General features: G+C 64.8%; 9 protein-coding genes. 6 read left to right on the top strand and 3 right to left on the bottom strand.

Annotated elements, in window-relative coordinates; all coding sequences use genetic code 11:
- From AC1DSN_RS11475 to AC1DSN_RS11465, 3 genes are all read left to right on the top strand, one after another.
- Positions 1 to 2,809, top strand: a 2,809-nt coding sequence (locus tag AC1DSN_RS11475; protein ID WP_477330750.1) for a Tc toxin subunit A-related protein, incomplete at its 5' end; no start/stop codon positions are given.
- 110 nt (positions 2,810 to 2,919) lie between these two features.
- On the top strand, positions 2,920 to 4,101 hold the full coding sequence (gene fliK, locus AC1DSN_RS11470) for a flagellar hook-length control protein FliK (protein WP_477296300.1): 1,182 nt from the start codon (positions 2,920 to 2,922) through the stop codon (positions 4,099 to 4,101).
- Positions 4,098 to 4,361, top strand: a complete 264-nt coding sequence (locus tag AC1DSN_RS11465) for a flagellar biosynthesis protein (protein ID WP_213948636.1) — start codon at positions 4,098 to 4,100, stop codon at positions 4,359 to 4,361. Before fliK ends, AC1DSN_RS11465 begins: the two co-directional genes overlap by 4 nt.
- Positions 4,362 to 4,502: 141 nt before the next feature.
- Here AC1DSN_RS11465 and murD read toward each other — a convergent pair whose 3' ends face one another.
- From murD to AC1DSN_RS11450, 3 genes are read right to left on the bottom strand one after another with little or no spacing between them, the layout of a single operon-like run.
- The gene (murD, locus tag AC1DSN_RS11460; RefSeq protein ID WP_477296299.1) at positions 4,503 to 5,855 is read right to left on the bottom strand and encodes a UDP-N-acetylmuramoyl-L-alanine--D-glutamate ligase; all 1,353 of its coding nucleotides are present in this window, start codon (positions 5,853 to 5,855) and stop codon (positions 4,503 to 4,505) included.
- Entirely contained in the window at positions 5,842 to 7,182 is a 1,341-nt protein-coding gene (murL, locus tag AC1DSN_RS11455; RefSeq protein WP_477330754.1) for a UDP-N-acetyl-alpha-D-muramoyl-L-alanyl-L-glutamate epimerase, read from the bottom strand. Before murL ends, murD begins: the two co-directional genes overlap by 14 nt.
- Positions 7,183 to 7,202: 20 nt before the next feature.
- On the bottom strand, positions 7,203 to 9,815 hold the full coding sequence (locus AC1DSN_RS11450; protein WP_477293696.1) for a bifunctional aspartate kinase/diaminopimelate decarboxylase: 2,613 nt from the start codon (positions 9,813 to 9,815) through the stop codon (positions 7,203 to 7,205).
- Between the two features lie 189 nt (positions 9,816 to 10,004).
- Here AC1DSN_RS11450 and AC1DSN_RS11445 point away from each other — a divergent pair, with 189 nt between their 5' ends.
- From AC1DSN_RS11445 to AC1DSN_RS11435, 3 genes are all read left to right on the top strand, one after another.
- Positions 10,005 to 11,318 carry an APC family permease gene (locus AC1DSN_RS11445; protein ID WP_213948634.1) on the top strand — a complete coding sequence of 438 codons (1,314 nt, stop codon included), beginning with the start codon at positions 10,005 to 10,007 and terminating at the stop codon, positions 11,316 to 11,318.
- 47 nt (positions 11,319 to 11,365) lie between these two features.
- On the top strand, positions 11,366 to 11,911 hold the full coding sequence (locus tag AC1DSN_RS11440) for a (2Fe-2S)-binding protein (RefSeq protein WP_082879211.1): 546 nt from the start codon (positions 11,366 to 11,368) through the stop codon (positions 11,909 to 11,911).
- Positions 11,908 to 12,068: twin-arginine translocation signal domain-containing protein (locus AC1DSN_RS11435; protein WP_477330752.1), on the top strand; the 161-nt coding region annotated here is incomplete at its 3' end. The genes AC1DSN_RS11440 and AC1DSN_RS11435, both read left to right, overlap by 4 nt.

Below are 12,068 nucleotides of genomic sequence, written 5' to 3'. Positions count from 1 at the left end.
CATCTTTGGCATGTCGGTGGGCGGGTGCCGCATCGGGGCACCTGCTGAAGGCGTGGCAGCGGGCATCCTGGGAATGGGAGACGCCGCTGACGCGATCAAGGACGAGCTACGCTATTTCGCCGATATCAGGTATCGCGCCAAGGAATGGGACTTTGAAGCCGAGCAGGCTAAACAGGAGCTGGAAATCATCAACAGCCAGCTCGCCGAGCAGGRCATCCTTATCCGTTCTGGCGAGCTTGCAGTGGCGGAAGTCCTGGCCCAGCAAGCAGTGATGAAGGAGGAATATACCTTCATGACCACGGGCTTTGCGATCGGCCCCACCTATGTCTGGATGATCGCCCATCTATCCGACATCTATGCGTCGGCTTACGATGCCGTCATGTCGCTATGCCTCGCCGCCCAGGACGGCTGGCGTTATGAAACCGGTGACTTCAACAGGGAGTTCGTACGACGCGACGCGTGGATGGATGACTGGCGCGGCATGCTCGCCGGCGACGCCTTGCAGCGTGATCTTCTCGAGATGGAAGCAGCCTACCTGCGCGGTCGCGAGCGGCGCATGCATATCCGTAAATCGTTCTCGCTTGTCGATATCAAGAAGGTCGATGCGGGGACCTTGGGTTCGACGATAGAGCGTACAGGTGAGATTACATTCGCCCTTCCGTCCGAACTCTACGATGCCGACTTCCCCGGTCACTATCTGCGTCAGATCGTTAATGTGTCCCTGAGTATCAAGCTGGCCACTTCCAGCGAGGTGAAGAGCATCGCAGCCGTATTGATACAGACCCGTAACGACGTCCTGTTCGAGCCGGCGATCGAAGGGGCACGATACATCTACGACAACAGTAAACCAGAACACGACTCGGTCAGGACCAACCTGCGACGTGAACAGAAGGTCGCCGTATCCACAACCAAGCCGATTGTGGATATCGACGGCTACAGTGGCCTCTTCAGCCTGCTGTTCGGTGATGACCGCTACCTCCCCTTCGAGGGCACGGGCGCCATCTCGAACTGGACCCTCTCCTTCCCGGGTGATCGGGAAGAACTCCTGGGCATTCTGAAGCGTGACGACACCTGGCTATTGGAAGATATCCTTCTTACGGTGGATTACACCGCAGATGATGGCGGCACTGATTTTGCCGACGCGGTGAGAGCGCTTCGGAAGTCGGACGTGACGCCGCCAGCTGAACCCAGCCGCGACCCCGACGCCGACCTCGTCAGCGACGAACCACGCCCGCTGACCTTCGCCGCGCCGCGAGTGACCGTCGGTAAGGTCGTCGGCATCTACGTCGCCATTGCGCCTCAACCCCGCTTGCCGGTTAACAGCGCTGTGATCGTCAGCTACAAGATGGCCGATGAAAGCATCGTCGATATGCCAGCACAGGCATGGAAAGGGAAAGGGGTCAGTATTCCCATCGAACCGGCGATGATCGCCAGTCACGCAGGCGAATCGATCGAGGTCTCATATAAGGTCATCGGCGATGAACCGACCACATCGCCCTCGACGCCCGTCAAGTTACCGACAGCTGCACAGTTGAATTTATTGAGTTATCCGAGGCCCCGGGTAACGCCGGATCTGGTAAACAACGCCCTGGACCGGCGCGACGCTCCGGACGGCGCCATCATCACCGTCGAGCCGTGGCCCTACATCCAGAAGGGCCAGGCCATCTGGATGCGCTGCCTGGGAACCAAGGCTGATGGCAGCCCGAAAGATCTCCCCCTTCGCATGCCGCCCGAGGTCATCACCGAACAGGAGGTCAAGGACGGCGTGCGTGTCACGATACCGCTCAGCTACCTCGACGAACTCGGCGACTTCGCACAGTTACGAATCGCCCTGAAAGTTGGCCTTTCCGCAGGGGACAGTGAAGCCGATGCGGAAACCTTCCCCGGGCTCATGTTTGACCTTCCGCGATGCTCCACGCTGAGGGTGCAGATGGACGTGGTCTCCGCCCTGCTAACATGCAATCCCGATCCGTTGCTGTCATGCGACTACGCTTATGTCGCAACGTCCGCCGGGGAAGGCCCCACATCCCTCTCATTGAAGGGGACCGCGAAGCTCCTGAACGTCCCGGTGGTGGACACCAACGGCAAGGAGCGGACCAGTCGCTGCCGGCTGTTCCGCCGAGTGATTGCAGCGAAAGGCTACCCGGTATACACCGCGTGGGACCAGCCCTTAGACGCGCCTGGCCGGGATCACACGAGCTCCACCTCGCTACGTGCCGTCATCAGCGCCGAGGACAACGTCGATTTGCCGTTCGGTACGTATCGGGGAAAAACCACGGTCCAGCTGATGGGCTGGCAGGTGCCGAGGGTGCGGGAGTCGATTCGGCTTGAGGTGGATGCTACGTACGCGGCTCCGGACACTCCGCTGGCTCCGACGCCTACGCCGAAACCCGCACCCTCTCCGGCTCCCGTCCCAACTCCAAAACCTGACGCCTCGAAGCCGGTATCCGGCACCACACCCCCCTATGTCGCGCCAACCATCGAATTCGAAGATGGAACGGTCTACGTGACCATACCGGGCAACCAGGGATTCATAGAGGGGGACTTCGGTTACGTGGCTGTGACTGACGAATTGACAAAGAAGCGCGTCTTATCCGACGCCTGGAAGAAAATCCCGCGGGACGGATCTCGATTTACCTCTTTGCCGGGGAGCTTGAAGAGCTACGCGGGCATGCTTCCCGGGAACATTGCGCTCGTGACGTATGTCGTCGAACGCGGCGACGTGGAGACGATGTCGGCTGCGTTACGTATCAAGCTGACTCCTTCCGACAACGACCCGACCCTCATTATCCCTGTCGTCGTCCCGTGAAAGACCATCGCTCGTCGGCCGCCCCCTAAAGTTCTTACGGGTGCGGCCGATTCTCTAAGCACAGGAGCGCGCCCAGCCGGACTCGCCCAGGCCCTCGGGAGGACCTGCCCTTGATCATCCAGCCGACCAGTATCGCTGCCCAGCTTTGGGCGGGCGCGGCAGCGGGCACCACCGCTGCGGCGGATACCTGGCGCGTGGGCACCCTGCTTACGGCCCGAATCATGGGCCAGACCGACATCGGCAAGCTCCTCCTCGACATTGGCGGCCTGACGGTCGAGGCCGACGCGGCCGGAACCTCCCTGCCCCAACAATTCCTGGTCAAGGTATTGACCCAGGGCACCCAGCCCCAGCTGGAAGTGCTGCCCGGCAAGGTGGATGAGCAGGTCGCCATGCAGGGCCTGCGCGAGCGGCTGCCCCTGCAGAACGGGTACGCCCAGCTGCTGGGCGTCCTTTCCGCCCTGGCCAGCCGGCCGATCGCCCGGACCCTTCCCGCGCCCCTCCGCGCCGCCCTGGCCACGCTCGAGGCCGCGATCAGCAATCCGGACGACGTAAGCACACCGCTCGGCATGAAGGAAGCCATCGCCAAGAGCGGCGCCTTCCTCGAAGCGCATCTTGCCGAACCGAAAGAAGAGACCCCGGCCGCCGACGACTTCAAGGCCGCCCTGCTCGCCCTTCGTCGCACCCTCGCCGACCTTCCCGCCACGCGCGCCGCTGCCCGTCCCGGCGACGGCTCGGTGCCTGCGCGCCCGCTCAACGACACACCGCCGCCGCTGGCGCAGCGTGCTTTGTTCCCCCAGCCACGCGCCACGGGACTGGCCGAGCCTCAGGTGACCGAAGAGAATGTGGACGAACTGGTCACCCAGTTGCGTGGCGACGTGCGCGCGGCGATCTCCCGCGTAGAGATCGGCCAGCTGGAATCCCAGCCGCAGTCGGGCCTGTGGATGATCGAGATTCCGCTGGCGGGTGTACGCGGCTACGACGTGCTGCAACTGCGCATTGAAGAAGGCAAGCCGAGCGTGTCCGAGCCCGACGGCATGTGGACCGTGGGCTTCGCCATCGACCCGCCGACGCTCGGCGCCGTACAGGGTGAAATCCAGCTCCGCGTGCCGCGCGTTTCGGTGCGCCTGTGGGCCCAGCACGGCGAGACCGTGTCGCGCCTGGAAACCGAATTCATGTCGTTGCGCCGGCAGCTGGAAAAGAGCGGCCTGCAGCTCGATCATTTTGCGTGCATGCACGGCCTTCCCGTCCCGACCAGCGCCTACAGCGCGGTCCTGCTCGAAGCACGCGCATGACCCAGTCCCTTCCGTCACCCCGACGCAGCGTGACGCTTCGTCTGGCCTCACCCACCAGCAACGGCAGCAACCAGCGGATCGACGCCGCGGGCGTGAAATCGATGCTGGAGCGCGCGCAGGCCCTTGGCCTGGCACCGCAACTGGATCCGCAGATTGCGACGTTGCTGGCAGCCGTCCGGTTGCGTGAGGATGTGCCGCCGGAGTTGTATGCGGCGTTGGCGGCTGTGGTGGGAACGTTGTTGAGTGCCACGCGGGACTGATCGTTACGACCTGCTGTTGCCGCTTGGATCTGTCGTGATCGCTGGCACCCATCGCCGATGAATCGGCTCCTACAAAAAACCTGCGGCGATAACAAAGTCTCGCTATGCACCGAGATATATTGGGGCGCGCTCGACAAGCGATCAGTCGACGCCGAGACCCAGGATATGCGCCGCTTCGGCGTCAAAGCCGGCCAGCTCGGCAAAGCGCTTGCCGCGCTCCGCATAATCACGAAACTGATCGAAACTCGGCGCACCGGGCGAGAGCACAACAACACCCTCACCGCGTAGAGCATCACGGGCAGCCCCTACGGCAGCGGCGAGATCGAGCGCGCGATAGACGTTGGGCACGCCTGCTGCCTCGAGTGCATCGGCGATACGCGGCCCATTGCGCCCTTGGCAGACGATCGCCTCGGGCGTGTGCACGCGCATCGCTTCGACGAACGGTGTCCAGTCGAGTCCACGGTCGTGACCACCAACGATCAACGCCGCACGCACGGTGCCGACGGTTTCCAACGCAGCGAGGCTCGCAAGTGGCGTCGTACTTATCGAATCGTTGATCCAGTCGAGGCCGTCGCGCTTGCCAAGAGGCTGCAGGCGATGCGGCAGGGGAACAAAACTCGACAAGGCGGGTGCAGCCGCACGAGCGTCAAGCCCCACGATCTCGAGGGCAGCCAGGGCCGCGCAGGCGTTGATCGCATTGTGCAGCCCGGGCGCCGACACGCGATCGGCACGAATGACGTCTTCCGTGCCGCGACGAATCCAGCCGTCGGCAACGTGCCAATGTGCCGTGTCGCCGAAGGTATGCCGTGCAGGATGATCGGCCGCTCGGGCCAGCAACGCAGGCTGCATCGCATTGACCAGCACCGTCGCCGACGAAGCCAGCAGCTTGAGCTTGTCGTCGATATAGCGCTCGCGCGAGCCGTGCCAGTCCAGATGYTCTTCGTACAGGCTGGTCACGACACCGAGGCTCACGCCCGATGCTTCGCCCGTCTGAAAGCTCGACAACTCGATGACCCACAGATCTGCCGTTTCGTTGTCCAGCTCGAGCAAGGGGAGACCGATGTTGCCGACGAGCGCCGTACGCACACCAAGGGAGCGAGCGAGATGGGCAATCAACGCCGAGGTCGTGCTCTTGCCCTTGGTGCCCGTGACAGCGATGGTGTTCGCCTGCGGGTGTCCGGCGAACCACAGCGCGGTACCGGAAGTGAACCGCGTGCCGCGTGTTTGAGCGTCGAGCAGCTCCGGCTTGTACGCCGAGATTCCCGGCGACTTGATCACGACCTCGTAGCCGGCGAGCGCGTCGGCATCTGGCGCGGCATCGCGAACGACCACCGACGGAAAAGCGCCACGCGCCGCATCGACTTCATCGGCGGCGCAGTACAGATCGACGGGCTGGCCCGGCAGATGCCGCGCCAGCGCGTTCAGCGCAGCACGGCCTTCACGACCGAAACCCCAGACAGCGACGCGACGCCCGGCGAGATCAGCCCAACGCATCCAGCGCTCCGATCAGACGCTGCGGCACCAGATGCGACGCCCCTGGCTTCAACCACGGCTCGAGCGCGAGCTCCTCGTTGTCCAGCTGCGGCAGGATTTCACGGCGGAAACGCGCGACGAGCGCGTCTTCACGCCACTCCGGACGCTCGGCCAGCGAGGCGAGCGCGGCGCGGGCTTCCGCACCCTCGCCCACGCACTCGAAGGGCTTGTGATCCTTGTATTCCAGGAGCGCATCGAACGCGCCGGCGAGCGCGTCGTCATCGAGCAGGTTGCGCCCGAAGATCGAGACAAGCCGCGGCTTGGCCATGAACGGCGCAAGTGCGAGGAAAACGAAATGGCATTTCGGGCACTGCCCACACCAACGATCCGCCGGCTTCGGGCCGAGGATGCGGAAATTGCGATTGCAGCTGGAGAACACGTCGAAGTACGCGCCACCAAGACGGGCGAACGCGCTGGTCACAGCCAGCTCCGACCAGGGGCGCAGCAGCGAGCAATAGTCGAGGTCGGCAGCGACATGCGTATGGATGTAGTCGTGCAGGGTCTTCTCGAAACCGAAGCCCTTGCTCCACTGGTGGTTCACTTCCTGGCCCTCGTATTCGAGGGTCGCCACGGACGCCGAGCGCTCGTTCGCGAACACCACCGAGTCGTAGCCGTAAAGCACCGCGGCCACGGTGAGGATCACCGAGTTGATCGCGGTGACGGGTATGTGGCCATTCCACGCACCGAGGCGATTGAGCTCGAACAGGCCCGGCGCGAGTTCGCGCGAGATGTTCAGCGTCGACAGTCCCGTGCGCGCGGCGCATTCGGCGATGAGCGGCGAGTTGCCCACCCAGGTTGCCGTCGCATCGGCGCCGATGGATTTCACCGCTTCGACGGCGACCACCGAATCCTTGCCGCCGCCGATCGGCAGCAGCGAACGATGCGGCAAGCCAATCGCCGGCGCGCGCACGGTCACCTTGTCCTCGAATGGAAAAGCGATACGCGAGCGCAGGTCGAGCCGATTGCGATAGGCGAACTCGGCGAGGCCGTGAAGGTACAGCGCGTCGAGCATCGAGGCGCTGTCTTCGTCGAGCGATTCGCCTTCGACGACGATCGTGCCTGGAATACCTGCCTTGTAGTAGCTGACACCAGCAACGAGATGGAGCAGGCGAAGAGCCGCGGCGAACGCAGCCTCACGTTCCGCCGGCACCACAGGAGCACCGGGGAAGGTCACACGCTCGATCAGTTCCGGGCCGTCGTCGAAGGCATAGACGAGTTCGGCCACACCATCGGAAAACGCGTGGCGAACGAAGCGGAAGCGCTCGCTTTCGCGCGGATCGATGGGCATATCCTTATTGGTCACATCGGTCACGGCAGGAGCACCTCGTCGGCTTCGTCACGCAGGTTGTAGCGGGAGGCCATCGCGGCACCGTAGGCACCGCCCTGCGCCACGAGGATCACATCATCCTCCTTCGACTCGGGCAGACGCCTGTCCGAACCGAGGATATCGCCTGATTCGCAAATGGGTCCGACCACCTGATACATCGTGGTGGCGGCTTCACCGTAGCGGCTCAGGTTGGTGATTTCGTGCCAGGCGTCGTACAGCGCCGGACGGATCAGGCTGTTCATGCCGGTATCCAGGCCGAGGTAGCGCATGCCTGCGCCCTTCTCCTTCTCTTGGGTGACCCTGGCCAGCAACACGCCGGCATCCGCGACGAGGTAGCGACCAGGCTCCATCCACAATTCGAACTGCGGGTAGGCCTGGCGCACCGAAGTCAGGACGCGGTCGAGCGCTGCCATATCGAGCGCCGTCTCGCCGGGGTGCGAGGGCACACCGAGACCGCCGCCGATGTTGAGCACGCGGATGGTCCCGATGCGCTCGGCCAGCGAGGCGAGCTGCGAATAGACCTCGCCCCAGTGAGCGGCGTCGAGGATGCCCGAACCCAGGTGCGCATGCAGTCCGATCACCCGTGCACCGGCCGCGTCGGCCAGGCGCAGGAAGCGGTCCAGATGCTCGATGGGAACGCCGAACTTGCTGCCGGTGCCGCCGGTTTTCACCTTGTCGTGGTGGCCGAGGCCACGACCCAGATCCACGCGCAGCATGATGTCGCGGCCGGCGAACATCTCGCCCCAGTGCTCGATAGGATGCAGGGCGTCGATCGTGATCGTCGCCCGCGTCTTCAGCGCGACTTCGAAATCACGGCGCGCGGCGAAGTTGGGCGTGAACAGCAGCGGCACGTTATCCGGCACCGCGGCCGACACCGCCGCGAGTTCACCGGGCGATACACATTCGAAGGCGAAGCCTTCCTCGGCCAATACCTTGAGGATGCCCGGGTGCGTGTTCGCCTTCACCGCGTAGTGCGCGCGATCCACGGCGCGGAGCGATTTCACGCGACGCGCTTGCGCACGCACGGTCGGCAGGTGATAGACGTAGCGCGGCGTGCGTTCTTCGGCGAGCTGCACGAGTTTCGTGCGCTCGCCCTGCCACCAGGCAGCGGCCGGGAGCACCGGATCGCCGGCGCCGTAAAGCGTCTGCCAGGACGGACCGAACACCATGCTGTCGTCCGTGCGCAGGGCGCCCGCACCGATCAGCAATTCGTGCAACCGCGGCAGCATGTTGTCGACGACATCTTCGTCGACGACGAAGGTGATGTTGAGGTTGTTCGACGATTGGGAAATCAGGTGGACGCGCAACTGGCCGAACTCGGCGAGCACACCGGACAGCTTGTGCAACATGGAACGCATGCCGCGGCCGACCAGGGTGATCGCCGCACAGGGGGCGATGACCTTCACCCGGCACACGCGCGCCAGGTCCGCCGCCAACGCGGCGATCGCGTCGGAGTCGAGCAGGTTTTCGGTGGGATCCAGCGACACGGTGACGTTGGTCTCGGCCGAACCGATGAGGTCGACCGACAGGCCGTGGCGCTTGAACGCGTCGAACACGTCGGCGAGGAAGCCGACCTGCTGCCACATGCCGACCGATTCCATCGACACCAGGGTGATGCCCTTGCGCGCGCTGATCGCCTTGATGCTCGGCGCGTGCTCGCGCACCTCGGGACCGATCGACGTGCCTTCGAGTTCGGGCCGGTTGGTGTCCTTGATCAGCAACGGCACGCGGGGTTCGCGCAGCGGCGACAGGCAGCGCGGATGCAGCACCTTCGCGCCCGTGGAGGCGATTTCCTGGGCCTCTTCGTAATCGAGACGCTGGAGCAGCCGGGCTCCGGCCACCTGGCGGGGATTGGCACTGAACATGCCCGCCACGTCGGTCCAGATTTCCACGCGCAAGGCGGCCAGCAGGGCACCGAAGTACGCGGCCGAGGTGTCCGAGCCGCCGCGACCGAGCAGAACGGTGCGGCCAGCGTCATCCCGGGCGATGAAACCCTGGGTGATGAAGACCTCGCCACGCGCCGCCAGGGCAGCGGACAGGGCCGGGTCGTGATGGGGTTCGACCATCGCCGAGAGCAGGCGCGTGCGCTCGTTCTGATTCGGCAGGGCGATCGAGTGCAGGCACTCGCGGGCATCCAGCCAGGCGGTCGGCAAGCCGTTCGCGCTGAGGAAAGCCGCACCCAGCGCACTGGACATCAGCTCGCCATGCGCCTGCACGCGTGCCTGCCAGGCCAGCTCACCCAGCTCCGCCGCGCCCGCTTCCGCCAGGCCGGCAAGGTCCGCCAGGCGTGCGCCGAGGGTATCCGGCAGCGCCAGCGACATCTCCGCGAGCAGGGCATGGTGGCGATCGGCCAGGGCGGCGGCCGCGTCCGAGCGGCGTTTCGAATCCGTGTGCGTGCAAAGCTGTTTCAGGCCATCGGTGATACCGGACAGGGCCGAGACCACGATCAGCACGCGCGCACCTTCGGCGCGGCGGCTGGCGGCCAGCTCGAGGATATTGTGCCAGCGTGCGGCGGTGGCCACGGAGGTGCCGCCGAACTTCATGACGATCCAGGGCGCGTTGGCAGGCAACGGCGCGTTTGCGTTTTCGCTCACGGGATTCTTTGCAGTGAAAATCCCCCGAAGTGTTGCGCTGCAACGAAAAAAAGGCAATGTGGGAGATAGGCATGGCATGATTGTGGGAGCCGGCTGAGCCGGCGATGGCCTTTGCGGCTAGACCGCTCCGTTGGCTTTTCGCCGCTGAAGCGGCTCCTACATTTCATATACGAAGGCCGCCGCTCCTCTATGGAAAATCCCGGATACGCCCGTCGCCTGACCCTCATGGACGCCGCGCTCATCGTCGTCGGCGGCATCATCGGCGGCGGCATCTTCCTTAATCCGGGCATCGTCGCGCAGCGCACCGCCTCGGGCTGGGTCTTGCTCAGCCTGTGGGTGGCTGGCGGCCTGCTCACCCTGATTGGCTGCCTTTGCTACGCCGAACTCGGGGCGCGTCGCCCCGAAGCGGGTGGCAGCTATGTCTACCTGCGTGAGGCGTTCGGCAGGCTCGCCGGATTCCTGTTCGGCTGGACGATGCTGCTGGTGATCTACAGCGGCAGTGCCGCCGCCGTGGCCACCATCTTCGGTAGCTATGCGACCTCCGTCTTCGGCCTCTCCCCTGGCCTGGTCAAGCCACTCGCGGCAGGCGCCCTGGTCTTCGTCACCGGCATCAACCTGTTCGGCATCCGCTTCGGCGCCCAGGTACAGAACGTCTTCGCCATCCTCAAGCTGGCCGCCATCGCCGTGCTCGTCGTCACCGGGCTGGCCTTCGCCGGAGTCGGCACGACGCAGGCACTGGCCACCAGTCCTACCGCGGTCACCGGCTCGCTGGCCGGCGCCCTGCTGCCCGTGCTGTTCGCCTTCTCCGGCTTCAGCTATCTCAATAACCTCGCTGGCGAAGTGCGCGATCCGCAGCGCACCCTTCCCCGCGCCCTGGTCGTCGGCATGGTCGTGGTGATCGCCGCCTACGTGCTGGTGAATTACGCGTACCTTGCCGTCCTCGGCCACGACGGGCTGGCCAACAGCAACGCGCCCGCCGCCGACGTGATGAGCCGCGTGTTCGGCGCGCCGGGTGCGAAGCTGATCGCCATCGGCATCGCCATTTCCACCCTCGGCTTTTGCAACATCACCCTGGTCGCCGGTGCGCGCGTGCTGCAGGTGATGGGGCAGGACGGGCTGTTCTTCTCCAGCGTGGCACGCCTGCACCCGCGCTACCGCACCCCGAACATCGCGCTCATGATGCTTTCGGCGTGGGCGATCGTGTTGGTCCTGCTGGCCAATTACGGCCAATTGCTGGACTTCGCCACGTTCGGTGACTGGGCAGCGTATGCCGTCACCATTGCCACGCTGTTCTGGTACCGCCGACGCAGCAGCGAACGCCCGGTTTTTGCCACACCTGCCTATCCACTGCTACCCCTTCTGTTCCTCGTCGCGGTCATCGGTGTGGTCGTTGCTTACAGCCTGGACAAGCCGCTCAGCGCGGGTGTGGTCTGTCTCGTCGTCCTCGCCGGCCTGCCCGTATACGCCGTGTGGCGACGTCTGTTCAGTAAAGTGACTCGCTGAACAAGGGCACCGATGCCACAATGGCCCGGTTCAGCTGAGGAAAGCAGATGGCACAGCAAGGCCCGACGTCCCCCGTACCCGTCCCCAACAAGGATGCCAATCAACCGGCACCCAAGCCCGTACGTGAAGGCATCGACCTCATCGTCAACGACAAGCGCTATCGCCACACGGGCGAGGCGGGCATGCCCCTGCTCTGGTACCTGCGCGACGTGCTTCGCCTTACCGGCGCCAAATACGGCTGCGACCAGGGCGACTGCGGTTTCTGCACGGTGATCGTCGACGGCAAGGCCGTCGCCGCCTGCCAGACGAAAATGGAAAAAATGAGCGGCAAGCGCGTGACCACGGTCGAAGGCCTGGCCGGCGCTGACGGCAAGCTGCACCCGGTGCAGCAGGCCTGGATCGACGAAGACGCCATCATGTGTGGCTTCTGCCAGCCCGGCCAGATCATGGCCGCGGTGGACCTGCTCTCCCGCCAGAAGAATCCGTCGGACGCGGACATCGACAAGATCGGCAATCTCTGCCGGTGCGGCAGCTATGGCCGGATTCGCAAGGCGATCAAGCGCGCCGCGGGTACGATGAAGGACAAGGCATGAGCGGCGAAGTCCGTCTTTCCCGCCGCCGCTTCCTGAGGTATGCCGCCGGCACCGCGGGTGCGCTGGTCATCGGCATCGGCAGCGCCGAAGCGCTCGATCGCCCCACACCGGTTGCCCTCCTCGGCGATGCCTGGAGCCAGGTCGGCCCGTACCTGCG

The organism is Luteibacter sp. P4_D7_3 (genome assembly GCF_056401735.1).
The sequence above is the reverse complement of the archived record's forward strand: the minus strand, read 5'-3'. Positions and strand labels throughout refer to the sequence as shown.

What these genes read in the sequence shown, in the direction of transcription:
- AC1DSN_RS11465 (WP_213948636.1), top strand. Translation starts at nt 4,098, where the DNA reads ATGACCCAGTCCCTTCCGTCACCCCGACGCAGCGTGACGCTTCGTCTG.
- murL (WP_477330754.1), bottom strand. Translation starts at nt 7,182, where the DNA reads ATGCCCATCGATCCGCGCGAAAGCGAGCGCTTCCGCTTCGTTCGCCAC.
- AC1DSN_RS11445 (WP_213948634.1), top strand. Translation starts at nt 10,005, where the DNA reads ATGGAAAATCCCGGATACGCCCGTCGCCTGACCCTCATGGACGCCGCG.
- AC1DSN_RS11440 (WP_082879211.1), top strand. Translation starts at nt 11,366, where the DNA reads ATGGCACAGCAAGGCCCGACGTCCCCCGTACCCGTCCCCAACAAGGAT.